Origin of the sequence: Dryocola sp. LX212 (assembly GCA_041504365.1) — a bacterium.
Classification (GTDB): Bacteria; Pseudomonadota; Gammaproteobacteria; order Enterobacterales; family Enterobacteriaceae; genus Dryocola.
On the sequence record CP167917.1, the window covers coordinates 1,235,747 to 1,262,217 of the forward strand.

The 26,471-nt window shown below is 56.8% G+C and carries 14 protein-coding genes; 7 read left to right on the forward strand and 7 right to left on the reverse strand.

The window, feature by feature from the left end; all coding sequences use genetic code 11:
* Nucleotides 1-22: 22 nt before the first annotated feature.
* The gene (locus tag ACA108_05870; GenBank protein ID XEX97052.1) at nt 23-241 is read right to left on the reverse strand and encodes a type II toxin-antitoxin system RelE/ParE family toxin; all 219 of its coding nucleotides are present in this window, start codon (nt 239-241) and stop codon (nt 23-25) included.
* A 588-nt stretch (nt 242-829) separates the two neighbouring features.
* Between ACA108_05870 and cas1f the strand changes: the two genes are divergently transcribed.
* From cas1f to cas6f, 6 genes are read left to right on the forward strand one after another with little or no spacing between them, the layout of a single operon-like run.
* Nucleotides 830-1,801 (forward strand): type I-F CRISPR-associated endonuclease Cas1f, encoded by a 972-nt coding sequence (gene cas1f / locus ACA108_05875; protein ID XEX97053.1) that lies wholly within the window; start codon nt 830-832, stop codon nt 1,799-1,801.
* Nucleotides 1,798-5,034: a type I-F CRISPR-associated helicase Cas3f gene (cas3f, locus tag ACA108_05880; GenBank protein ID XEX97054.1), complete on the forward strand. Its 3,237-nt coding sequence runs from the start codon at nt 1,798-1,800 to the stop codon at nt 5,032-5,034. Before cas1f ends, cas3f begins: the two co-directional genes overlap by 4 nt.
* Before the next feature lie 19 nt (nt 5,035-5,053).
* Nucleotides 5,054-6,376 carry a type I-F CRISPR-associated protein Csy1 gene (gene csy1, locus ACA108_05885; GenBank protein ID XEX97055.1) on the forward strand — a complete coding sequence of 441 codons (1,323 nt, stop codon included), beginning with the start codon at nt 5,054-5,056 and terminating at the stop codon, nt 6,374-6,376.
* Nucleotides 6,369-7,301: a type I-F CRISPR-associated protein Csy2 gene (gene csy2, locus ACA108_05890; protein XEX97056.1), complete on the forward strand. Its 933-nt coding sequence runs from the start codon at nt 6,369-6,371 to the stop codon at nt 7,299-7,301. The genes csy1 and csy2 overlap by 8 nt, the downstream gene beginning before the upstream one ends.
* A gap of 11 nt (nt 7,302-7,312) precedes the next feature.
* Nucleotides 7,313-8,311: a type I-F CRISPR-associated protein Csy3 gene (csy3, locus tag ACA108_05895; protein ID XEX97057.1), complete on the forward strand. Its 999-nt coding sequence runs from the start codon at nt 7,313-7,315 to the stop codon at nt 8,309-8,311.
* Between the two features lie 10 nt (nt 8,312-8,321).
* On the forward strand, nt 8,322-8,876 hold the full coding sequence (gene cas6f, locus ACA108_05900) for a type I-F CRISPR-associated endoribonuclease Cas6/Csy4 (GenBank protein ID XEX97058.1): 555 nt from the start codon (nt 8,322-8,324) through the stop codon (nt 8,874-8,876).
* Between the two features lie 77 nt (nt 8,877-8,953).
* On the opposite strand, the gene ACA108_05905 is transcribed toward cas6f, so the two are convergent.
* From ACA108_05905 to ACA108_05930, 6 genes are all read right to left on the reverse strand, one after another.
* Nucleotides 8,954-9,943 (reverse strand): aldo/keto reductase, encoded by a 990-nt coding sequence (locus ACA108_05905; protein ID XEX97059.1) that lies wholly within the window; start codon nt 9,941-9,943, stop codon nt 8,954-8,956.
* A 242-nt stretch (nt 9,944-10,185) separates the two neighbouring features.
* Nucleotides 10,186-10,842 carry a formate dehydrogenase-N subunit gamma gene (gene fdnI / locus ACA108_05910; GenBank protein ID XEX98032.1) on the reverse strand — a complete coding sequence of 219 codons (657 nt, stop codon included), beginning with the start codon at nt 10,840-10,842 and terminating at the stop codon, nt 10,186-10,188.
* Complete coding sequence (gene fdxH / locus ACA108_05915; GenBank protein XEX97060.1) at nt 10,835-11,719, reverse strand: formate dehydrogenase subunit beta; 885 nt, start codon at nt 11,717-11,719, stop codon at nt 10,835-10,837. The genes fdnI and fdxH overlap by 8 nt, the downstream gene beginning before the upstream one ends.
* Before the next feature lie 11 nt (nt 11,720-11,730).
* Nucleotides 11,731-14,778: a formate dehydrogenase-N subunit alpha gene (gene fdnG, locus ACA108_05920; protein ID XEX97061.1), complete on the reverse strand. Its 3,048-nt coding sequence runs from the start codon at nt 14,776-14,778 to the stop codon at nt 11,731-11,733.
* A gap of 209 nt (nt 14,779-14,987) precedes the next feature.
* Nucleotides 14,988-16,106 carry a YbdK family carboxylate-amine ligase gene (locus ACA108_05925; protein XEX97062.1) on the reverse strand — a complete coding sequence of 373 codons (1,119 nt, stop codon included), beginning with the start codon at nt 16,104-16,106 and terminating at the stop codon, nt 14,988-14,990.
* 149 nt (nt 16,107-16,255) lie between these two features.
* The gene (locus ACA108_05930; GenBank protein XEX97063.1) at nt 16,256-16,507 is read right to left on the reverse strand and encodes a DUF1158 domain-containing protein; all 252 of its coding nucleotides are present in this window, start codon (nt 16,505-16,507) and stop codon (nt 16,256-16,258) included.
* A gap of 312 nt (nt 16,508-16,819) precedes the next feature.
* Between ACA108_05930 and ACA108_05935 the strand changes: the two genes are divergently transcribed.
* Nucleotides 16,820-26,464, forward strand: coding sequence for an autotransporter outer membrane beta-barrel domain-containing protein (locus tag ACA108_05935; protein ID XEX97064.1), 9,645 nt, complete (start codon nt 16,820-16,822; stop codon nt 26,462-26,464).
* Nucleotides 26,465-26,471 lie beyond the last annotated feature (7 nt).

Sequence of the window (26,471 nt, forward strand, 5' to 3'; positions counted from 1 at the left end):
CGCGCTATCTCATCAATCTGGATTATGGTTGCTTGCCATCTATCACCGTAAATAGCACCCGATAAACTCCCACCCTCACCCGATACTCTTTTCCTTTACTGGCTTGTAGCTTCTTTACGTCAAGCTGCACATCGGGGAAGTCTTCTAACGCGCTAGTCTTGTCGTAAATCACTTCACGGTAGCGGCTGTCTATGCGGGAGAGCTGTTTTCTTGCCTTGTTACTCCATTCAACTTTCGGCACTTTGCCTCCCTCTCGTCGAATCTTGCAATAATTATAACTATATTTGGTGATTCAACAAGGTATTTGGTGATATTCAATTCAAATCAGTGATATGTGGTTATCCGGAACCTCAAGCGCGGTTTCGGGAGTTGGTGGGCCATGCCGAGGAATATTTACACAGCGTGTAATGCGTTTATTGATAATGAGCTTTGCAGTTCAAACGATGGGTTTGGTCAGCACAAGCGCACCGGGGGATCTGAGCGGATGACCCGATAACCATTCTGTATATAAATACTATGAATATGTATTGAGCGCTACATCATAGAATTTTAGCGAGCATTAGATCAGATCGCCGCTTCATTTCTGCCGCGATTCAACGATCTCATACAATGTAGTTTCCATCTCCCGTACAGGCAGCTCTGAAACAGCGATTCCCATACCGAACGCTGATACTGGTTTCTGAACAAAGTTTTTATTGACCTGAATTAAAACAATACATTTTTTTAATTGTAATTTAATTGATAGGGATATTAATTTGTTGGTCATAAATGACCAGCCGTTGGTTAATATATTTTTACTTGCGGTAATGACTGTTAGGAATATTCAATCATGCTTGCACCTTCCGATCTCAAAACAATTTTGCACTCAAAAAGAGCAAATATTTACTATTTGCAATATTGTCGGGTGCTGGTTAACGGGGGACGAGTTGAATATGTCACCGACGAAGGGAAAGAATCGCTTTACTGGAATATTCCCATCGCGAATACCACCGTGGTCATGCTCGGCACGGGAACGTCGGTCACCCAGGCCGCAATGCGTGAATTTGCCCGGGCGGGTGTTATGGTCGGCTTTTGTGGTGGTGGCGGGACACCTTTATATGCTGGTAATGAAGCTGAAATTGCCGTTTCCTGGCTAAACCCGCAAAGCGAATATCGCCCAACCCAGTATCTGCAAAATTGGGTTTCCTTTTGGTTTGATGAAGAAAAACGTCTCGCAGCCGCAAAACAATTTCAAATTATTCGTATCGCACAAATTGAAGGAAGCTGGCTTAATAGCCGCATGAAGCGCGAGAAAAGATTTCAAATTAATACAGAGCATCTTCTGGACACTCTTCATCGGTTTCGCTCAGGCGTCTCTTCAGCGGCTTCACAGAATGAACTTATGCTTCAGGAAGCGCACTTAACCAAAACGCTTTATAAATTTGCCAGCAATGCCGTTCAGTATGGCGATTTTACTCGTGCCAAACGAGGTGGCGGAACGGACTGTGCAAATCGTTTTTTAGATCACGGTAATTATCTGGCTTATGGCCTGGCTGCGGTCGCCACATGGGTAACGGGCATCCCGCAGGGACTTGCGGTGCTGCACGGTAAAACGAGGCGGGGCGGCCTGGTCTTTGATCTGGCAGACCTGATAAAGGACGCGCTGGTGCTGCCACAGGCGTTTATTGCCGCCATGGAGGGGGAAGATGAGCAGGCTTTTCGCCAGCGGTGCATTACTGGTTTTCAACAGTCGGAAGCGCTCGATTTATTAATTACTTCCCTCCAGACCACGGCTGAAAGCCTCGGGCGGCCTGGCATATGAACATTTTACTCATCTCCCAGTGCAGTAAAAAAGCCAGGCAGCAAAGCTGCCAGATACTCGATCAGTTTGCAGAACGTACGGGCGATGCTGCCTGGCAAACCGCCATCACGCTGGAAGGTCTGGACACGCTACGCAGGTTGCTCAGAAAAACAGCACGGCGCAATACGGCAATAGCGTGCCACTGGATTAAAAAAAGCGGCCAAACGGATTTACTGTGGATTGTTGGCAACGCCAGAAAGTTCAGCGTTACGGGGTCCGTGCCGACAAACCGAACCACCCGCGACATCCTGCGTAATCAGCATGAATCCAGCTGGCGTAGCTCAGAAAGTATTGCGCTGCTGGCGGCGATTGCCGGACTGTTTCACGATTTTGGCAAAGCTGGCGGGCTGTTCCAGGCGGGACTTAAGGGCAAAAGTAAGATGCGCTTCCAGCCCTTTCGCCACGAATGGATTTCGGTACGGTGGTTTCAGGCATTTGTTGGCTCACAAACTGACGCGCAGTGGTTAGCCCGGCTCGGGACGCTGACGGCCGAAGATGAACAGACTATCAGTCTTGCAATTAAGAAAGACTCAGCCACCTGGAGCAGCAGCCCTTTCGAGTCTTTGCCGCCGCTGGCACTGGTTGTTGCCTGGCTCATTGTCTCCCATCACCGGCTGCCACACTATAATGGCGATAATCCCCCATCGCTCTCGCCTGACAGTCAGTGGTTAACCCGCCAGCTCAACGCGTACTGGAACTCTCTTAACCATCTGCACGACGCCTGGCAGGCCGGGGATTTTCAGAGCGTCTGGTCATTTCCACACGGCACACCTTTGCGCAGCCATACCTGGCGCGGCAAAGCTCAGCAGATAGCAAAGCGGGCATTGCGGGCGACGTCATTGCAGGAGTTTGGTTCGCTGGAGAATAGTTTTACCGCGCACCTGGCAAGGCTGTCGCTGATGCTTGCCGATCATCATTACTCGACCCAGAGCCCAACGACGGCCTGGCAGGATGAGGCTTACCGCGCCTGGGCGAACACCGATCGTCAGACAAAGCAGCTGAAGCAGAAGCTGGACGAACACAACGTTGGCGTCAGCCACCATGCGTTACTGCTGGGGCGAATGCTCCCTGCGTTGCGGGACCATTTGCCGGCCATCACCCGGCATAAAGGGTTTCGGCAGCGTGCGGAAAAGGGGCGTTTTAGCTGGCAGAACCGGGCATGGGATGTGGCAGAAAGCATGCGGGATGAATCCCGTAAGCAGGGCTTTTTTGGCATTAATATGGCGTCGACGGGCTGCGGTAAAACGTTTGCCAACGCCCGCATTATGTATGCACTGTCACAGGAGGAGAAGGGCTGCCGTTTTACGGTTGCGCTGGGGCTGCGCACCCTTACGCTGCAAACGGGCGAAGCATTGCGCTCCCGGCTTGGGCTGGGGGAAGACGATCTAGCGGTGTTGATTGGCTCATCCGCGGTCCGCGAGCTGTATGAGGACGGACATGATGAAAGCAGCAAGTCGGCGGAGAGCCTGTTTGAACAGCACCAGTACGTTCATTATGACGGCGTGGCGAACCACGGACCTTTGCGGCACCTTTTTGAAAGCGATGGCAAATTAAGCAACCTCATCAATGCACCAGTCCTGGTCGCGACGATTGATCATCTGATGCCGGCCTGCGAAGGCGTACGTGGCGGGAAACAGATCGCCCCCATGCTGCGCCTGCTGACCAGCGATCTGGTGCTGGATGAGCCGGACGATTTTGATATTGCTGACCAGTACGCGCTTTGCCGTCTGGTGAACTGGGCGGGTATGTTGGGGGGCAGGGTCCTGCTTTCTTCCGCCACGCTTCCTCCCGCTCTTGTGCTGGCGCTTTTTACGGCTTACTGCGCTGGACGTCAGGCATGGCAGCAGGCGTGCAGCGAACCGGGAGAGCGGCTGAATGTCTGCTGCGCCTGGTTCGACGAAGATGAATCTGTTAGCGGATGTCACGGTCAACCTGCTGAATTTCTCAGGGCCCATACGGAATTTGCCGAGCGCCGTGCAAAACGGCTGGCGAAGAAGACGGTTCTGCGCCGGGCAGACCTCGTCGATATTAATCCTTCCTCCGCGCGGGCGGATGATGTCACCCATGCCCTTGCCGATACCCTGCATGACGCAATAATCAAACTGCATACTGCTCATCATCAGCAGCATGAAAACGGCAAAACCGTCTCGCTGGGCCTGGTGAGAATGGCAAACATCGATCCGTTGGTTATGACCGCGCAGGCGTTAATGCGTATGCCGTCACCGCAAGATTATTGTATTCACTACTGCGTTTACCACAGCCAGCACCCTCTGGCGGTGCGTTCCTATATTGAAAAACGTCTTGATAGTGCGTTTACCCGGCATCACGAGGACCAGCTCTGGCAGCAGCCGGAAATACACCATGCCGTTGAGCAAAGTGCGGCACAGCATCATATCTTTGTTGTGCTGGGCACCTCGGTCATTGAAGTGGGGCGGGACTGGGACGCGGACTGGGGCATCGTTGAGCCGAGTTCAATGCGTTCGATCATCCAGTTTGCCGGGCGTATTCAGCGTCACCGGCAGCGCCCGCCGCAGCAGGACAACCTGATCATTTTAGGGCGCAACGTCCGGGCCCTGAAGCAACAAAACCCCGCCTACTGTAAGCCGGGCTTTGAAACCGCAGCGTTCACCTTAAACAGCCATGATCTTCGTGATTTGCTGCCGCAGGAGCAGTACCGCTTTATTAACGCTATACCCCGCATCCTCAACCAGCCGCCAAAATCCGCTATCACAAAGTTCGACAGCCTTATTGCCCTTGAGCATGGGCGAATGTGGGAGGCGCTGTTGGGGAAAAGTACCAAAGATCCGGTGGCGGCGCACTGGTGGAGGCTGCCGCTTAACTGGAGCGGCGAACTGCAAAGGCGTACGCCGTTTCGCCGTTCACAGCAGGAAACCCAGTATTTTCTGCGGATGGAGGAAGAGTTCGATGAGCCAGCTTTTATGGTGCGCGATGAGGGTTTCGCAGGCTGGAAAGATCCCGGCATTTTTAAACGTCAGGAACTGACGCTGGCCGAAGGTGTGGAGGCATGGATAGAAACGGATTACGCAACGGTACTGACGGCTCTGGCAGAGGCGCGCGAGTTAACGCTGGCACAGGTTAGTGAAAGGTACGGCGAAATGAATTTACGGGTGGATAAAAACGTCTCTGAATCCTGGCTATGGCACCCGCTATTGGGAGTATTCAGAGAACTTTAAGTAGAGTTAAGGAGAAGGGATGTCACACAAAGCACTAACGGAGTTTATCGTTAGTTATATTGCAGGGCGACGGCAAACGAAGCTTGATGCATTCGATAAAGAGGCTGAAAAACGTCTTAAGGGCGCAGATGCTACGCTGCAAAGTGAAATTTTTCAGGAACGTCGGGTGCTGGAGCAACGATATGAAACGCGGGCCTGGCTAACGGATGCGGCACGTCGCGCCGGGCAAATTAATCTGGTGACGCATGCCGCGAAATTCACGCATGGCGATGCCAAAAACAGCAGTTTTTTCAGCGAAGCGACGGTATCAGAAGGCTACCTGTCTACCTCATCGCTTAGCAAACCCGCCGTCGACGCGGTTGGCAATGCGGCTGCCCTGGACGTTGCCAAACTGCTGCAAAGCGAAGTTGAGGGAGATTCTCTGCTGGCCTGTTTACAGCGGCAGGATCGCAAACCTTTTGTGCCGCTTGCCGAAAATGACCGGCAGCTAAACGACTGGATCGCGGGTTTTTCAGAAGCGCTCAAATCCAAAGAGCTGGCTTCCCACAAGCTCGCCAAACAGGTCTATTTTCCCGTTGCCGACGGCTATCACCTGCTGAATCCACTTTTTTCCTCATCGTTAGCCCATGCGCTGCATCAGCGTCTGGTGGCCCTGCGCTTTAGCGATGAGAGTAAAGCGGCCTGGAAAGCACGTAAAGAAAGCCAATGGTATCCGCAGCCGCTGGTCATTTTCCCTAAAACTGCGGCAATGAATTTCGGTGGCACCAAGCCCCAGAATATTTCTGCTTTAAACAGTACGCGCGGCGGGCGCACATGGTTGCTGTCGTCGATGCCGCCGACATGGAAAACACAGCACAACCCTCCTTACGCCAGGAAAACATTTTTTGGGCCGGGCCCCTTCGAATCTGCCACGCGGGATATCCGCCGCCGCCTTATCAGCCTGCTTAGCAAATCTGAAGAAGCTAATAACCATACTATCCGTCGCGTCTGCGATCGCTTAGTTGATGAAATCATCGATGTGCTGTTTAGCCAGGCGGCTGAAATTCAGCGCCATGAATGGTCCTGCTGGACACAGGATGACGAATGCCAGCTTAAACCTTTGCAGCAATTATGGCTGGACCCATGGCGTGCGCAGAGCGATGAAGCGTTTCGTCTTGAGCGTGAGAAAGACGACTGGCAGGCCGCATTAGCGGAAGACTTTGCGCTGTGGCTAAACGGTCATCTCCGACGCGGTGAATTAAACGTTGGTAAAGCAGAGCTTCGGGAGTGGCAAAGCAAACCCTTGTTCCGCCGTCGCTTACGCGAAATGGAACAGGCCATCAGGAGCTATCGCCATGCGTAATATCATTGTCTTACCCTGGCTGGAGGTGGAAAACGCTAACGCCGTCGCGGGGCTAACGTGGGGCTTTCCCTCAATCACTCATTTCCTTGGCTATACGCACGCCCTGTCGCGCAAACTTCAGCTTAGCCATGGGCTGCGGTTGGAAGGCTGCGGAGTAATCTGCCACCGCCATCAGGCTCATGCCTACTCTTCCGGGCGAGATTACCAGTTTGCGTTAACCCGAAATCCCCTCACCAGAGAAGGAAAAACGGCGTCGTTTAATGAAGAAGGACGAATGCACCTGACCGTTTCTCTGGTCATGGAGTGCCACGGTGAAATCGCCAACGGCGATATTGGCATTGGTGATTTGCAGGCGCATCTGCAAATGCTTTGTCAGACACAGAAGCTGGCCGGGGGATCCATTACCCGCTTGCGTAAGGTTCGGGTGTGTAGCCCCGATAAATTCAAAGCCCATCTCTTTGGCCTGATGCCCGGCTATGCGCTGCTGGATCGTTCTGACTGGCTTGCTGAGCATTATCAGTCGCTTAAAGCGCACAGCCCTCAAACGGAAATGATGGATGCCTGGCTCGACTTTGCGGCGCTGAAGTTCGCGGCGGCAGCCGAGGGTGAACATTCCACGGGGCAGGTGGACTGGTCCTGGCAGAAAAAGCCAAGGCCGGGTTATCTGGTGCCGCTGATGATCGGCTGGCAGCGTATTTCTCCGCTTTATGCCCCAGGGAAGGTCATCAACACGCGCGATAGCGAGACGCCGTTCTGCTTTGCTGAAGCTGTTTACGGGGTAGGCGAGTGGGTTGGCGCGCATCGCATTAAACAGGCTGACGAATTGTTCTGGCGTTATCGCACCACCGATACCGGCTACTACTGCCGTGGACAGGCTACGCCTGAAGACGAAAACGAAGAAGTAGATTATTTCGATACATTTTGAGGGATCACATCATGGCTAAAACGACTGGTATTAAAACCGCCTCTGTACTCGCTTTTGAACGCAAGCTGGCGAATTCAGATGCGGTCATGTTCGCTGGAAACTGGGATGGAACTGAGTGGGCACCTGTTCGCATCCAGGAAAAAGCGGTGCGCGGAACTATCTCTAACCGTCTGAAGAACGCGCTGGTGAGCGATCCGGCAAAGCTGGATGCTGAGATCCAGAAAGCCAACCTGCAACGCGTTGACGTTGCGGCGCTGCCTGCGGATGCCGACACATTAAAAATGACGTTTACCCTGCGGGTACTCGGGAATCTGGCTACGCCATCGGTCTGCAACGACAAGCTTTATCAGGACACTTTGCATGGTGTTATTGAGGGATACATTCAGGAATATGGATTTAACGAGCTGGCACGGCGTTATGCCACCAATCTGGCAAACGGGCGCTTCCTGTGGCGCAATCGCGTCGGGGCTGAACATATCAGGGTGGTCGTTTCCCACGATAAGAAAGCCTGGGAATTTAATGCTCATGATTACCCACTGCGTGATTTCGACGGGCAGGCGGAGGAAGTAAAGGCGCTGGCAGCGGTCATCGAAAACGGGCTGAAGGGCGACACCTTTGTCCTGCTGAACGTAGAAGCGTATGTCCGTCTTGGCGAAGGACAGGAGGTCTTCCCTTCTCAGGAGCTGGTGCTGGACAGCAATAGCAGCAAAAGTAAGGTGCTTTATCAGGTTAACGACGTTGCGGCGCTGCACTCGCAAAAGGTTGGCAATGCGCTGCGCACCATTGATACCTGGCACCCTCAGGTGGATTCACTGGGTGCGATTGCCGTAGAGCCATACGGTTCCGTGACCAGCCGTGGCATCGCCTGTCGCCAGCCCAAAGAGAAAATGGATTTCTACACCCTATTGGATAACTGGGTCACGAAAGGCGATAAACCTGTACCGGAACAGCAGCATTATGTGATGGCAGTTTTGATTCGCGGCGGCGTCTTTGGCGAAAAATCAGAGTAGGGAGCTGGGGATGGAGAGCTATCTGGAGATTCGATTATTGTCGCATCCGGAATTTAAGGAGCCGATGCTGATGGGCGTAATTTTTTCGAAGCTGCATCTGGCGCTGGCGGCGCGCAAGGCGGGGGATATTGGCATCAGTTTTCCCGAGTCCGGAAAAACGCCGGGTTCGGTGGTTCGCCTGCATGGAACAAAAGCGGCACTGACCGAACTGGACGCCACGCGCTGGCATAACGGGTTGCAGGATTATTGTCAGGTTGCGGGGGTAAAGCCCGTGCCAGCGGTAACTGGCTGGCGCACGGTGAGCCGCGTCCAGGTGAAAAGCAACGTAGAACGCCTGTTACGCCGTTCAGTTCGCAAGGGCTGGCTAACAGAAGAAGAAGCGGAGCTTCGGGCGCTTCAGACGCAGGCTCAGGTTACCGGGTTGCCCTATTTGCAGATGAAAAGTCTGTCAACCGGGCAGCACTTCCGCCTGTTTATCCAGCACAGCGAACTGCAGCCGGAGCCGGTTCATGGGCTGTTCAGCAGCTATGGGCTAAGTGCCAGTACGACGATTCCCTGGTTTTAAGTTTGTTCATAACACGGCTTATCGTTGCTCATCTCCGGTCAAGTAGCAGGAGAGTTTCCTGCTACTTTCTCAGAAGTTTATTTCCCCACGCGGCTCTGTAGCTCAGCAGGATAACGAGCACCCTGAACTTCAATATTTGCCAGCGCCGCCTCGATGTTTTTCAGCTCCGTCGCGGTTAACTGCACCGCTGCGCCGCCCAGGTTTTCTTCCAGGCGATGCAGTTTGGTTGTGCCGGGAATAGGCACGATCCACGGTTTCTGAGCCAGCAGCCAGGCCAGGGCGATTTGGGCCGGGGTGTTGCCTTTCTCTTTCGCAATATTGCCCAGCACGTCGACCAGCGTCTGGTTTGCCCGGCGGGCTTCCGGGCTAAAGCGCGGGACTTTATTGCGGAAATCCGAGCTGTCGAACGTTGTGCTTTCGTTGATTGCGCCGGTCAGGAAGCCTTTACCTAACGGGCTGAAAGGCACGAAGCCGATACCCAACTCTTCCAGCGTCGGAATGATTTCTGCTTCCGGCTCGCGCCACCATAATGAATATTCGCTTTGCAGGGCGGTAACAGGCTGAACCGCATGAGCACGGCGGAGGGTCTGCGCGCCAGCTTCTGACAGGCCGAAATGTTTGACCTTACCTTCCGCAATCAGCTGTTTAACCGTTCCTGCAACGTCTTCAATCGGCACGTTTGGGTCAACGCGGTGCTGGTAAAGCAGGTCGATAGTCTCAATGTTCAGGCGCCTGAGTGAGCCTTCCACCGCTTTGCGGATATGCTCCGGGCGGCTGTTGAGGATTTGTGCACCGTCCGGCTGCGGTAGATCAAAACCAAACTTAGTGGCGATGACGACTTTGTCACGTACCGAGGCCAGCGCCTCGCCAAGCAGAGATTCGTTGGTAAACGGACCATAAACTTCTGCGGTATCAAAGAAGGTTACGCCCTGGTCTACCGCTGCGTGAATCAGGTTAATCGCCTGTTTTTTTTCGGTCGCAGGACCGTAGCCAAAGCTTAGCCCCATGCAGCCAAGACCCAGTGCGGATACTTCTAAACCACTTTTACCTAACTGACGTTGTTGCATTGTAATCTCCGGAAAGTACTCAGGGTGGCGGTAACTTTAGCCGCCGGGGGGCCGGGTGACTATGCGTTGAATCCGCTTGAGCTTATGAGAAGGATTCATGAATGGAGAATACTGGCATCTGCCAGACATTAACCTGTACCCAAAGAGATCCGTCTTCTGGCTTAAAAGCAGAGCTAAAACAGCTTCAGCTGCCATAAAAAAAGAGCCGGTGGAAACCGGCTCTCGTAATTATCACCCGGGATTTAAAGCCCTTCGGTGCTTTCTTTTTTCGCTTCCTTCGCTTCTACTTCACGATACCAGCGCGGATGGTGCTTCTGCGCCCAGCGGCGGCTGACTTTACCGACGACCATGCCTTTAATCGATCCCTTCACCCAGAACGCCATATACATATGGATCAGGATGGCGTGGATCAGAATAATGGCCACCGTGGCGTGGATCAGCAGGCTATAGCGCACGACTTTCATCGGGAAGAAGTCGGCGAAATAAGGGCGCCAGATAATCACCCCGGTCACCAGCAGCACGAAGATCAGGCTCATAATTGACCAGAACATCATCTTCTGCCCGGCGTTATATTTGCCGACCTTCGCCACTTTATGCTCGTTGCCCTTCAGCACTTCAACAATGCCTTTTACCCACGGAATATCGTGCTTATCAGGAATGTTGTGCTTCACGAAGCGGGTGAACATAAACATCAGCGCTGCGAAAATCAGCACCCCAAAGAACGGGTGCAGAATACGGCCCATTTGCGGCGTGCCGAAGGTTTCCGTCAGCCACTGCAGCGTCGGGAAGAACAGCGCGATGCCGGAGAGCGACACGAGGAAGAAACAGATCACCACCGTCCAGTGACAGGCCCGGTCGACAAATTTCGTCCTGACAATCATCTTGCTCTTCTTAGTCATCATGCTCTACCTCGTCTTCATCCACCTCTTCGTTTGGCCCAATCCCCACATAGTGGAAAATCAGCCCGGCGAAGGTCGCAATAAAGCCTGCCGCCGCCAGCGGTTTGAGCAACCCTTTCCACAGGTTGATTGGCGTATCAATTTGCGGATCCTTTGGCAGGTTGTGGTACAGCTCCGGCTCGTCCGCATGGTGCAGCACATACATAACGTGCGTGCCGCCCACGCCCTGTGGGTTATAGACGCCAGCGTGCTCGTAGCCACGTTTTTGCAGCTTTGCGACGCGCTCGTCCGCCACTTCCAGCATCTCTTTCTTGCTGCCGAAATGGATAGCGCCCGTCGGGCAGGTTTTCACGCAGGCAGGCTCCTGGCCGACGCTGACGCGATCGACGCAGAGCGTGCATTTGTAGACCCGATTATCGTCTTTATTCAGGCGCGGAATATTGAACGGGCAGCCGGCGATACAGTAGCCGCAGCCAATACAGTGTTCCGACTGAAAATCGACGATGCCGTTGGCGTACTGAATGATCGCCCCGGCGGACGGGCAGGCCTTCAGGCAGCCCGGATCCGCGCAGTGCATGCAGCCGTCCTTGCGGATCAGCCACTCCAGCTTGCCGTTCTGCGTCGTTTCGCTAAACCGCATCAGCGTCCAGGATTTGGCGCTCAGGTCCGCGGGGTTATCGTACACCCCGACGCAGTGACCCACTTCGTCGCGGATATCGTTCCACTCCGAGCAGGCGACCTGGCATGCCTTACAGCCGATACAGCTGGAGACGTCGATCAGCTTGGCGACTTCTTCCTTGTAGTCACGCGCCTGGGGCGGTGGCGTCATGGCGTTAGTGGCCGAACGCTTGAGAATATCCTGAGATTGCATGGACATGAGTTCGCTCCTTACGCCTTCTCAATGTTGACCAGAAACGCCTTGTACTCCGGCGTCTGCGAGTTGGCGTCGCCAACCGACGGCGTCAGGGTATTTGCGAGGTAGCCCTTGCGCGCCACGCCCTCAAAGCCCCAGTGCAGCGGAATACCCACGGTTTCCACTTCCTGTCCGCCAGCATTCAACGTGCGCACGCGCTGGGTGACCACCGCTTTGGCACGGATAAAGCCACGCTTGCTGCTGACTTTCACCCTATCGCCGTTGGCAATGCCTTTAGCGTTAGCCAGCTTCTCGCTTATCTCCACAAACTGTTCAGGCTGCATGATGGCGTTAAGCCGCGCATGCTTGGTCCAGGTATGGAAATGTTCGGTCAGGCGGTAGGTTGTGCCCACGTAAGGGAACTCCTCGCGCTTGCCCATGCGTTTTGCATCTGCTTCATACAGGCGCGCAGCCGGGTTAGAGATGACGTTCGGATGCAGCGGGTTGGTGCCCAGCGGCGTCTCAAACGGCTCATAGTGCTCCGGGAACGGTCCTTCGGCCATTTTGTCGAGGGCAAACAGGCGGCCCACCCCTTCCGGCTGCATGATAAACGGCCCAACGCCGCTGCCCGGTGCGGCAGTGTTGTAGTCCGGGATATCGTTGCCGACCCACTTCGTGCCGTTCCACTCGATAAGCATGCGTTTTGCATCCCACGCTTTACCCTGTGGATCTGCGGAAGCACGGTTGTAGATGATGCGGCGGTTGAGCGGCCACGCCCAGGCCCAGCCCAGCGTATTGCCGAGGCCGGACGGATCGCTGTTGTCGCGGTTCGCCATCTGGTTACCCTGGCGCGTCCAGCTTCCGGTCCAGATCCAGCAGCCAGCGGAGGTCGTGCCGTCATCACGCAGCTGGGCGAAGGAGTCCAGCAGATCGCCTTTTTTCACCAGCAGCTTGCCGCTGGCGTCAAAGAGATCGGCAAGGGCATAGCCGTTGCTCTCTTTGGCGACTTCTTCAGACTCCGGCCCGTCCGGCAGCTTGTAGTTCCAGGTCATGTTGAGCACCGGATCCTGAGCAACGCCGCCCTGTTCACGGTAAAGCGTGCGCAGGCTGTGGAACAGACCGGCCAGGATCTCGCCGTCGTTGCGGGCTTCACCCGGCGCGTCGGCCCCTTTCCAGTGCCACTGCATCCAGCGCCCGGAGTTGACGATGGAGCCATCTTCTTCCGCAAAACAGGTGGAAGGCAGGCGGAACACTTCGGTCTGGATCTGCGTTGGATCCACGTCGTTAGACTCGCCGTGGTTCTGCCAGAAGTTAGACGTTTCGGTCACCAACGGATCGATAATTACCAGATATTTCAGCTTGCTGAGGCTGGCGACAACCTTATTTTTATCCGGGAACGAGGCGACAGGGTTGAAGCCCTGGCAGATGTAGCCGTTGACCTCACCTTTGTCCATCATATTGAAATAGTTCAGGACGTCGTAGGACTGATCCCACTTCGGCAGCCAGTCGTAGCCCCACTGGTTTTCCGCGGAGGCGGCATCGCCCCAGAAGGTCTTCATCAGGCTGACGAAGAATTTCGGGTAGTTGCCCCAGTAGTTAACCTGACCCGGCTGCGTGGCCGTTGGCGTGTTGGCGGCCAGATAAGCCTCGAGGGAGTCATGCTGCTCTTTCGGCAGGGTCAGATAGCCCGGCAGGCTGGTGGACAGCAGGCCTAAATCCGTCAGCCCCTGGATATTGGAGTGGCCGCGCAGGGCGTTCACGCCGCCGCCCGCCATGCCCATATTGCCGAGCAGCAGCTGGATCATCGCCATGGTGCGGATGTTCTGCGAGCCAACGGAGTGCTGCGTCCAGCCTAATGCGTAAAGGAAAGTAGTGGTGCGGTCGGCTGCGCTGGTGGAGGCCAGCACTTCGCATACCTTGAGGAAATCTTCCTTCGGCGTGCCGCAGATATGCTCAACTACGTCCGGCGTGTAGCGGGATACGTGTTCTTTGAGGAGATTCCACACGCAGCGCGGCTCGGTCAGCGTATCGTCGCGTTTTGCAAAGCCGTTCTCATCGAACTGGTAGTTCCAGCTGGTTTTGTCGTACTGGCGTTTTTCGGCGTCGTAGCCGCTGAACAGGCCGTCATCAAAGCTGAAATCTTCACGCACCAGCAGCGCGGCGTTGGTGTAGTTTTTGACGTATTCGGCGTTGATTTTGCCGTTTTCGATCAGGTACAGAATCACGCCCGACAGGAAGGTTATATCGGTGCCGGAGCGGATCGGCGCATAGATATCCGCCACCGAAGCGGTGCGGGTAAATCGCGGATCGACGACGATAAGCGTCGCGTCGTTGTTGTTTTTGGCTTCCATCGCCCAGCGGAAGCCGACCGGGTGGGCTTCCGCGGCGTTGCCGCCCATTACCATCACCACGTTGGCGTTTTTGATATCAACCCAGTGGTTGGTCATCGCACCGCGACCAAATGTTGGAGCAAGACTTGCTACCGTTGGTCCGTGTCAGACGCGCGCCTGGTTATCTACCGCTAACATGCCCAGCGAGCGGGCAAACTTCTGCGTTAACATGCCGCTTTCATTGCTGGAGGCCGAGGCGCACAGCATGCCGGTGGAGAGCCAGCGGTTCACCGTGACGTTCTGCTCGTTCTTCTCGATGAAGTTGGCGTCGCGGTCTTCTTTCATCAGGCGGGCAATGCGTGCGAAGGCGTCGTCCCAGCTGATACGCTGCCACTTATCGGAGCCCGGTGCGCGGTATTCAGGGTAGCGCAGGCGGTTCTCACTGTGGACATAGTCCAGCAGGCCCGCGCCTTTCGGGCAAAGCGCCCCGCGGCTCACCGGATGGTCCGGGTCCCCTTCGATATGAAAAATGCTGGATTTGGCGTTCTTCGCGCCATCACCCAGGCTGTACATCAACAATCCACAGCCTACGGAACAGTAGGTACAGGTATTGCGGGTCTCTTTTGCGCGCAGCAGCTTGTAGTTGCGCACTTCCGCAAGTGCCGCAGTTGGAACAAGTCCCAACATCGCGGCCGTTGTGCCTGCCATTCCGCCGGCGCAGATTTTAAAAAATCTTCTGCGACTGACGTCCATCTTAACCTCATTGGTATGACGAATTAACGACGGTGAAAATAGCAGCCAGGCGTGGGGGGATATTGAGTAAAATCAAATCACTAACGAATGGGTAGAGAAATACTCCTTAAGTGGTGTCTCAGCACCAGACCCGGTAACCATTTTGGGCGTGTGGGTATCAAAAGGCTGGGTAGGGCGGACAGGCGAAAGCGCCATCCGCCCCAGTGTTGTTAATCAGTGCTCCAGATTGCGCAGTTTTTACGCACCAGCTCCGTCAGGAGACCGCCTTCGGCGATAAACTGGCGGATTTGACCGGTGTCGCTGTCGTTCTGGCGGACATACCCTGCAATCTCTTCTATCGTTTGCGCCCCATTCAGCTCTGCGGCGTAGGGGACAAGGGTGTCGAGCAGGGAAAGCAGATCTTCAGCAATCGTGCGCTGTTCCCCGGTGCGGACATCCGTCAGCGTACCGTCCAGCCCAAAGCGGCAGGCCTGAAAACGGTTAAAGCGGTACAGCAGATAATCCTCTGAGCGCGGCACGAACGGGCGTTCCGCCAGCAGCCAGTGGGCGATGGCCTGAATAAACCCGGCGATGTTCGCCGCCCGGCTGAGGGTCAGTGGCGTGTCCATGACCCGCACCTCCACCGTGCCAAATTTGGGGCTGGGTCGGATATCCCAGTGCAGGTCTTTAATGGACTGCACGATGCTGCTGGTTTCCAGCTTTTGATACATCCACAGGAACTCCTGCCAGCTGCTGACGAAGGGCGCGTGGCCGTTATCCGGGAAGGCAGAGAAAATATTCAGGCGAGACGAGGCGTAGGTGGTGTCGTGGCCCTGAATGTAGGGAGAGGAGGCGGAGAGGGCGATAAAATGCGGCACGAATCTGGACAGCCCGTGCAGCAGGTAAATGGCATCCTCTTCATTATCGCAGCCGACGTGAACGTGCTGGCCGAACACCGTCGCCTGCTTCATCAGGTAGCCGAACAGCTCCAGGTTATGGTTGTAGCGTTCGTTCTGGCAAACCTCCTGCCGCTGCCATTTCTGCCAGGGATGCGTGCCGCCACCGCAGATGGCCAGATGGTGAGCGTCTGCCGCCTGCATTACCCGGTGGCGTAAATCTCTGAGCTGGGCATGCGCCTCCTCCACGTCTTTGCAAACGCCGGTGGCAATCTCCAGCATGCTCTCGGTGATATCGTGCTTCACCTCCCCGACGCTGACCCGATCCTTCACCTCTTTGATAAGCCGCGACGAGTCCTGGCTAAGGTCAAAGGTTGGCGGGCTGACAATCTGCATCTCCAGCTCGATGCCCAGCGTGAAAGGATCGGAATGCGCATAAGAGGTAAGAGGCATAAGGCTATCCCATTAAACGTGTTGGATTAATGGGATAAGTATAGTCGGGGGTGATGGGGCATTCTGGAAGAACTCTGTAAGAGTTCGGAAATATATTGATTTAACAGATAAGGTAAGAATGCTGATTAACACGTAAGACCAAATCCACGCTATTCCCGCTCGACCGAAAACCACCGCTTCCACACGAAGCGAATCACGAAATACTCCACCGCGCCCAGCGCCAGAAACCAGATGCAGAAAATAATGGTGTAGAGCTGGTTCAAATCCAGCAGATGGAAGGTCGCCATCAGGCGATGCGCGAGCGTCAGGGTGAGCATCGGGGCGGGCAGCAGCAGGCAGGAGAAAAAGGCCAGCAGCAGGATGCCGCCTGCGCTCATCAGGGTTTCAAGGGGATGCTTCATCTTGTTAATTTCACGTTAAAAACCGTATTGTCTGCGAAATCCTTCGCCAGCGCAAACCGCGTAGCCTTTCTGCCAAAAAAAGCCAGTTTCAGGGCGTGATAATAAATAAAAATTTATTAATTGCTCCACAGAGTTCCTCCGTTTGTCAGCCCCCCGACTGTGCACTACAGTGTATTTATCATCAATTCAATAAGCTAAACAACCTGGTTTTTCATTCATTTTTCGAAACAGAAAGTCTTCTTCGATAAACATTTTTAATGTTGCCGCATTCCTGTTGATCCCTGAAAACCATGCTTAAAATGGAACCGAACGATGAATAAAATTTACCGCCTGGTCTGGAGCGAGACAAAACAAGGCTACGTTGCAGCGGCTGAAATTACCAAAAGCCAAAAGAAGAAATCCCGCAGTACGCTGCAAGCCGCAACGGCTATCGCGCTGACGCTGGCTAGCGCCTCGGCGTATGCTGACGATGTGCAATGGGCGAGTGTGTATCCCTCCTATCTCTTCCCGACCGGCGTAAACTATGATGCGGTCGTGAATACAGGCACAGCTTTTACTATTGATAACGACACCGGTACGGCAAACCACTTTGCCTCGGGCACCACGCTGAATATCCTTGGGCCGATTCCGTCTTTTGCTGCGGGTTCCAGCGGCGCGGCAAGACCAGTGCTGGTACGCAATGCCCTTTCCGACAGCACCGGCGCCGATCAGGGGCGCATAACTACCATAACATCCACCAGCTCCGGCGGCGCAAGCGTGCCAATCACCTCAGCTAATATCGACCAGTTCAGCTATTCAACCAACCCCGTTACGCCGCTGCAAAATCAGGAGCTGAACGTCGAGGTTCCGGGGCTTGAGGGCAGCTACTCCGTGGTCAGCGTCTATGATTCCACCACCTTCTCAGCGCCTGGGGCTTCGCAGGTCGGCAACCTGACGCTGCCGGTTTACGATCCAAACTCATTCCAGATTTACAACAACTTCAGCATTGCCAGCATTGAATCCGTTGGCGGTACGGCGAACATTAATGTCGGCTCGGATACCGCTTCAGCCACGCCCATTTTAGCCCCAACGAACAGTATCGAGCTGCTGGCAAAAAACAGCATTCTTGCCCGTGCCTCCGCAACGGACGTCCCGACCAGCACCGTTAACTGGCAGTCTGATAATTACATCCATTTTGCTCCCGCGCCGGTTATCTCTGGCGACCAGCAAAACTATCAGGCAGTAAGTTCACAGTACAACGACACCATCACGCTGCCCAATTACGTCAAGGTGGGGGAACGGATAGGGCTTAGCCCGATAAACCCTTCTCTCACTTTCCCCGTCCTGACCAAGGCAGATATCGCTAAGGTAAACGACTTTCTCCTTGGACAGGGAGCGTACAGCGGCAACAGCCAGATTCAGCTGTGGCTTAGCGGTGGGGTAACGCTGCCCGTGCAGTTTGGCAGTAATACGATTGATTCGGTGACCGTGGCGCAGAACACCTACGACGGTATCATCACCAGCCTTCTTCAGAAAGAAGAACAAAACAGGGTCAACCTCTCCTGGCACGTGTGGGAAGACGGCCTGGCGCATACCAATAACGCGACGCTTGCCACCGGCGATCTGAATATCATTTATGCCACCGGGTTTAGCGCCGCTGGCAATGTAACGGAGACCGGGAGCCTGGCCGTTGACGGGGCGAGTGCGGTAATGCGTGCCGACAACAATGCGACGCTGACTAACAACGGCAATATCAACCTTTGGCGCAGCAGCTCACTCAGCCCTGCGGGCATTGGCATGCAGGCCACTAACGCAACGGCAACGAATATCGGTACGCTCAACGCCGGTCTGCTGATTGAAAAAAATGGTTCTGTCGTCGCCCAGCACAACCAGGGAACCAGCGCGATGCAGGGCAGCGACACCAGCACGCTGAATAACACGGGCTACATCAACGTCGCGCTTCCGGACACCACCTCTGCGAGCGTTGCCGGGATGCGCGCGCAGGTTAATACCACCGCAACCAACAGCGGCTCCATAGCGATTGTCGGTAATCCGTACAATGCAGAAGGGCGCTCGCCGGGGATCGGTGCGGATATCTCCGGGGCTTCGACATTTATTAACACCGGCACTGGCCGAATTACCGTTGGCACTACGCCGATCACCGGCACGCTCATCGGTACGCCGTCGGCTATGATCGGCAGCAGCGTACAGTCAGCAGGGATCAGCACCAGCAGCAGCGGGGCGGTGACGAACGAAGGGACTGTTACTCTCGGGCTGAGCACGCGCAATGCGGTGGGGATGCTGGTTGACGGCGCTGCGGGAGCAGTGACCAATAACGGCATCATTAACGTTCTGGGGAACCTGGTAAACGGTGCGGCCGCGCCGAACTACGGGCTGTCGGTTATCGACACCAGCAACGTGACCAACAACGGGCAGATTAACGTCCTCGGCGACAACAACGTGGCCATCAACGTGCTGGCGGAACAGGCTACGGCCAGCGTGAACTCTACGGCGAGCGGGACGATTACCGTTGGCGGCACGGGGGACACAGGCAACAGCGACGGCAACCCGTTTACCTATCGTAACTACGCCGTGTATGCCGAAGGGGTAAACGCGGCGGCAACAGCTAATATCTCCTCGACCATTCGCCTGCTTGCGGCGGGGGCCATTGGCGTTCACGCCCGGGGCACTGCAACCGTCAATGTTACCCCAGCGGCCACGCTGACCTTTAACAACACGAATCAGATTGGTTACTACGCCTACGGCCAGGACGCAAAGATAAACCTGAGCAACGCGACGCTAAACGACAACCTGCAGAGCGGCTCGATTCTCTTCGTGGTCGATCATGGGGCGATCTTCGATGGGACTACCGGCGCGTCGGCGCTGCCGTTTGATCTAACCGTGGCGGGCGTGGGCTCTACGGGCGTCTTTGCCAACGGGCGGGACGATGGCCCGGACGGCACTATTGGCACCGGAGATGACGTGGCAACCACGCTGAATACCGGTCCGGCAACTATTCGCGTGAACGGTGAAAATGGCGTCGGTGTGAAGGTCACCGGCGGTGCTTCTGGCACTATCAACAACGGTGGCATCATTCTCGGTGCGAACAACACCACCGCCGTGGTGGTGGACGGGCGCAACTATTCCATCAACGGCGATATCGGGCAGGCGGATCAGGCGCTGCCAACCGCCGTGACCTCCTTTGCCGATACGGAAACCACGGCAAGCCAGAGCGGCATCAAAGGCTACGATGTTTCCCACGACGGCCAGGTGACGATTAACGGCGACGGCATGAGGCTTGCAGGTAATAATAATATCGGCCTGTATCTGCATGACGGCGGGGTGGGCGTTAACAATGCGCCGATAGAGGTTTCAGGCACCAATAATATCGGTGTCTACATTCAGGATCGGGGCACGCTCACCAACAGCCGGGACATCGTCGTGAGCGGTGCGGCCAACAGCGGCAACGTTGGGGTAAAAGTTCAGGGCGCGGGAGCGCAGGTGACTCAGCTTGGCTCTGTGACGGCCAACGGCGGTCTTGCGGCCGTGCAGCTGATTAATAATGGCGCAACGCTGACGCTGGGCGGGACGAATAACCTCATTACCGCCAGCGGCGGGGCGGACGGCATCCGTCTGGATGCCGGGGCAAGCTCCCTGACTGCCAGCGGCACAACCATCAACATTTCCGGCAGCGGCGCGGGCATCAACAACAACGCCGATAGCAGCAACATTTCGCTCAACGGCGTGACAATCAATGCGGGTGACGGCCCGGCGATCCGCACGGCGGTCACCTTTGACGCGGAGGGGTCGGGTAACATCCTTAACGTTGCGGGCAGCGGCTCCGGCTTTGCTTTCGAACGGCCCGGCGGCCTCAACACGACGGGCGATCTGACCATCGGAACGGGCTATACCATCAACGGTACCGGGCTTAACAGCGTGGGGATTCTCGCACGCACTAACGGCAGCGTGAATTCCGGGGCCAATATCACCATGGGCGGCACGGCGGGGGCGGCGATATCCGCAGCCGATGCCAGTTCGGTCACCAACAGCGGCACCATTCAGACCAGCAGCAACGTAAACAGTACCATTCTGGCCAATAACGCCTCGTCCTTTACCAACAGCGGTTCGGTAACCGCAACGGGTATACTCAACGGCTCGGCGCTGGTGCAGATTAACGGCGCGGCGGCAAACCGCACTATCCTCAACACCGGTACCCTGTCCAGCAGCAGCCCGACGCAAACGATCGTCGACGCCAGCGGTGCGGGTAATAACACGATAACCAACCAGGGCACGCTGTCCGCGGGAGATGCAGGGGCGACGGCAATCCTGTCCGGCAGCGGCAGCGACGCTATTACTCTGGCAGGTGGGTCGACGCAGGGCGAGATTATCGCCGGCGGCGGCAGCGACAGTTTTACCTGGAACAGCGGTACGCTTGCGGGCGGCGTCACCTTTAGCGGCGCGGACGGTAACGACAACGCTACGCTTGGCAACGTCAACACCGACAGCACGCTGCATCTGCTTAGCGAGGGCGGCAGCAATAATACGCTGACGTTTAACAGCACCAGCGCGGTGGTTGGCTCACTTGGGGGCGACAATATCTCCATCGGCACCAATATCGGTAGCGGCTGGAGCCAGCTGACGCTGAACGGTGCGGATGCGGATGTTCGCGTGACCAATGACCTGGCGCTAAGCGGTGCTCAGGGCATTAGCGTCAATGGCGGGGCCACATTACGCAGCGGCAACAACGCGGTTAATGCCGGCAAAAGTTCGATCAACGATTTCAGCGTGGTGACCAGCGATCCGGCCAGCCTGCTGGTGTTCGACGGTTCGCAGTCGCAAACCTATAGCGGCGTTATCAGCGGCAACGGCGGCCTTGAACGTACCGGCGGCAGCACGACTTTGCTGGGTAACAATACGTATACCGGCAGCACGCTGATTGATTCGGGGGCCGCGCTTCAGCTTGGCAACGGCGGCACGACGGGCGGACTGTCGACGCAAACCGCGATAACCGACAACGGCGTGCTTACGGTCAACCGCTCTGATGCCGTGGCGCTCAACGGCGCTATCACCGGCAGCGGTGAATTCCACCAGGACGGCGTGGGCGTCACGCGACTTGGCGGCATAAACAGCTATGGCGGCGTAACGCAGGTTAACCAGGGGATGCTGCTGGTGAACGGCAATCAACAGGCAGCGACTGGCGACACGACCGTGGCAGCTGGCGCAGCGCTTGGCGGAACGGGCACCATTGGTGGTAACACCACCTTCGGTGCGGATACCGTCCTGACGCCCGGTGACGGCGGTGCGGGCGGGCTGACAGTGAATGGCAGCCTTAACCTCTCTTCAACCACCAACAGCCAGTTCGATTTGGGCCAGGTCTTTACCCCCGGCGGAGCGCTGAACGATCTGGTGACCGTCGGCCAAAACCTGCTGCTGGACGGCGTGGTCAACGTTTCGCTAACGCCGGGTGGTCTTTTTGCGCCTGGGATCTACCGCCTGTTCAACTATGGCGGAGCGCTGACCAATCAGGGGCTGGATATCGGCACCCTGCCGGTCGGCAATACTTCCGTCTACAGCGTGCAGACGGCGCTACCCGGTCAGGTTAACCTCGTGGTTGGGTTTGCCAATGACGGAACCAACCTCCAGTACTGGGATGGTTCACGGGTGAGCAACAGTCAGGGGCCAACCGGCATCGAGGGGGACGGCACTATCCAGGGCGGCGACGGCGTCTGGTACGCGGGATCGCTGGAGGCGACCAACAACTGGACAACCGAAAGCGGCCAGGGTAACGCGCCCTGGCAGCAGCGCCAGTACGCCGTGTTCTCTGGCACCGGCGGCAATGTAGTGCTGAGCGACATCGACGGTTCGATTTATAATGCCGGAATGCAGTTCACCGTGGATGGCTACAACCTGAGCGGCGGCGCGGGCGGCACGGTGCCGCTGAATATGGTTCGTTCCCTGGGTCTGGTACCGTCAATCAATTATGCCGCTGAGGGCGAAACGGCAGCCAGCGCCTATTACATTGTTCGGGTGGGGGCGGGCGGGGCGGGTGAGACAACCACCGCGAACCTGGGGGTAAACCTGGTCGAGGACAGCGGTTCGACGGACGTGCTTAAATTCCTCAAGTACGATCCGGGCAGGCTCATTCTGACCGGCAGCAACGGCTGGCGCGGCGGCACGGAAATCTACGGCGGCACGCTTCAGGTCTCTGCCGATGAGAATCTTGGCCTGGCGGGCACTTCGATACTGATCAACAACAATTCAACGCTGCAAATCGGCGCTGACTTTACTACTCCACGCCCCATCTTCCTGAGCGAAGCAGGGGGCGGGCAGTTCGATCTCTACGGCAACACCTTTACCCCAACCGGCTTGATCGGCGGCGCGGGACAGCTGACGGTAAAAGATACGTCTGCCGGTACGGACAGCAGCGTGCTTAACCTCGACCGCGCCAATACTTACCAGGGCGATACCACCATCACCGGCAAAAATGGCAGCGCGGCGGTGACGGTTAACGCCAACGCGACGGGTGCGCTGGGCAAAGCCAACAGCGTCGTCACCGTAAATCAGCAGGGCACGCTGGCCTTTAACAACGAAGCGCAGGCTGAAAGTCACGCTTTCACGCTGGATAACGGCACGCTGAACTTTAACGACACCGCGAGCGCGGCAAACAGCACGGTCACCGCGCAAAACGGTGGCGTGGTGACCGTTGCCGATAACGCAACCGGCGGTCAGGGGCTGTTTACGATTCTGGCAAACAGCACCCTGAACCTGATCGGCGAGGCCAGCGCGGGGCTTGCCCGCATCACCAACACAGGTACGGTAAACATGGCCGATGCCGCACAGGCTGAAAGCGCAACCGTTGCCAATAACGCCGGCGGCGTGGTCAACGCGTCTGGCGTCAGCGGCACGACGACCGTCGGCTCGCTGAGCGGGGCGGGTAACATCGAGCTGGGCGCGGCAACGCTCAACGAAGGCAGCCTGAACCTGAATGACACCATCAGCGGTGTTATCAGCGGCAGCGGCAGCCTGGGTAAAGTCGGCAGCGGCACGCTGACCCTGACCGGGGAAAACACCTGGACCGGGGCAACCTCCGTGCAGCAGGGCGTGCTGCTGGTTAACGGCAACCAGCGGGCCGCGACGGGGAACGTAACGGTGAACAGCGGAGCCACGCTTGGCGGTGCCGGGGTGATTGGCGGGGCGGTAAACGTGGCGGATAACGCCCATCTTGCCGCCGGGGCAGAGCTGAACAGCGTCGGAGAACTGACAACCGGGGCCATGATCCTTAACCAGAATTCCCAGCTCGATTTCCAGTTTGGCCGGGCGTTTACCGCCGGTGGGGCGCTCAACGATCTGATTAACGTCAACGGCGATCTGAACCTCGACGGCAAGCTGAACATCACCCAGACGCCTGGCGGCTCGTTTGACGTCGGCGTCTACCGGGTCTTCAACTATACGGGCAGCCTCACCAACAATATTCTGGACATTGGCACCGCGCCTCCGGCGGCGGACGATCTGTATGTGCAGACCTCCGTGGCGGGCCAGGTCAACCTGATTAACCGCACCGGCGTGGTCCTGAACTTCTGGGATGGCAACGGCCCGGCAGACGGTTCGACGAAAAACAACCGTGAAATTGAAGGGGGCGACGGCGTGTGGCAGAACAGCGCCGGGAACGATAACTGGTCGACGGATGCGGTTAAACCCGCAGGCCGCATCAACGCCCCGTTCAGCGACGGTTCGTTTGCCATCTTCGGCGGCGAGGCGGGCAACGTCACGGTGGATAATAGCCTGGGCGAAGTGCGCATCAGCGGTGCGCAGTTCACTACCGACGGCTACGTGATTAACGACGGGACGATCACCACCAATACAGCTGACACAAAGCTGCGCGTTGGGGACGGTAGCCTGCGGGGCGCGAGGTACACCACCACCATCAACTCGGTGATTGCGGGCAGCGGCGGCATCAACAAAACCGACCTCGGTACGCTGCTACTGAACGGCGAAAATAGCTATGCGGGCGGCACTACCGTCAGCGGCGGGGTGCTGCAGGTCGCGCGCGACGCCAGCCTCGGCCAGGCCGGAACAAATGTTGCGCTGAACGGCGGCACGCTGCGCTACGGCGCAGCCTTCGACACGGCACGCGCCGTCATCCTTGGGCTTACCGGCGGCACGATAGATACCAACGGCAATAACGTTTCCCTGCTCTCTGCCGTCAGCGGCCTGGGCGCGCTCACCAAAGTCGGCGCGGGTAAGTTAACCCTGACCCAGGACAGTACTTATCTCCGCAGCACCACCATCAGCGAGGGTAACCTTCAATTGGGTACGGGCGGGGAAACCGGCGGCGTGACGGGGAATATCCTCAACAACGGCGTGCTGCAGATAAACCGCAGCAATTCGCTGCTGCTTAACGGCGATATCACCGGCAGCGGGCAGCTCTGGCAGCAGGGCAAAGGCAGCACGATACTCAGCGGCAATAACAGCTACAGCGGCACGACGCTGGTAGAGAGCGGAACGCTGCGGGCGCTTGGTGCGAACAAGTTCAGCGCGGACTCTGCTCACGTTGTCAGCCGGGGCGCGCTGCTGGATACCGGCGGACAGAATCAGACCGTTGGCGCACTCGTCAACCAGGGCACGGTTAGCCTGCGCGGCAGAGAAGTTGGTTCGACGCTGACCGTCAATGGCGATTATGTTGGCCTGGATGGCACGCTGCAAATTGCTGCCCAGCAGCACAGCCCGGGCGTAGCGGACAGGCTGGTGATTAACGGCGGTACGGCGAGCGGCAGAACCCTGCTGGATATCGACGTCAGCCAGCTCGGCGAGCAGACGGACGGCGACGGTATTGCGGTGGTGCAGGCCACCAACGGCGCGACCACCACCGCGCAGACCACCAAAGATGCGTTCACCCTGGGGGCCGACCATCTGGAAGCGGGCGCGTGGGAGTATCGCCTGTTTGCCGGTAACGCACAGGGGCAGGGCGAGGACTGGTTCCTGCGCACGGCCTATCGTCCTGAAGTGCCGGTCTTTACCAGCGTGGCCTCAACCCTTCGTCAGGCCGATCTGGCCGTGCTCGGCACGCTGCATCTGCGCGTGGGGGACGAGGAGCCGTACAATGTTAACGTACCGGAGGACAACGAGCCGCGCTTCTGGGCGCGCTATATCGCCCAGTCGAGCAATCAAAAGCTTAACGACCAGACCCGCAGCGAGTCTGATACCAGCATCAACGGGATGCAGATGGGCTTCGACCTGTACTACGACCAGAACTGGCGCGCCGGGCTTTATACCACCGTGCTGGACGTCGACAGCAGCATTAAGGGCGAAAACAGCGGCGGTTACGGCGTGGCGGGCTATAACTCCACGCTGTCGGTTTATCTGGGCGGCTACGCGACCTGGACCCATGAAAATGGCTTCTACGTCGACAACGTGCTGCAGTACGGCAACCACAGCGTCGATCTGAAAAATCAGCAGCAGAACGACACTTACAGCCCGGACGGCAACAGCTATCTGGCGTCGGTCGAAGTGGGCAAGCCGTGGGCGCTGGGCGACAGCAACTGGTCCATCGAACCGCAGGCGCAGCTCATCTGGCAGCACAGCGATTTTGACAGCGTCACTTTAAAAGGCGATGCCAAAACCCGTGCCTCTATCGACGCTGACGATGCGATTATTGGCCGCCTGGGCCTGAGGCTTTCAGCGGACTACGACACCAGCCAGGGCAAGCTGAAGCCATACGTGCGGGTCAACCTGTGGCAGGAGCTTTCCGACGGCAGCGATACGGCGAGTTTCGAGAACACCGCCAGCAATGCGGGCGCAACGACCATCACGGCGGACCAGCAGTACAGCACAACGGAAGTGGCGGTGGGGACAACCTGGGCGGTCACCAAAGACGTGCAGGCCTATACCGAGGTGGGCAGGAGCTTCCAGAACGGCGGCTCGAACAGCAAAATCGAGAACGATTTTAACGGATCGCTGGGGATGAAGATCCGCTTCTAGAAAAGGG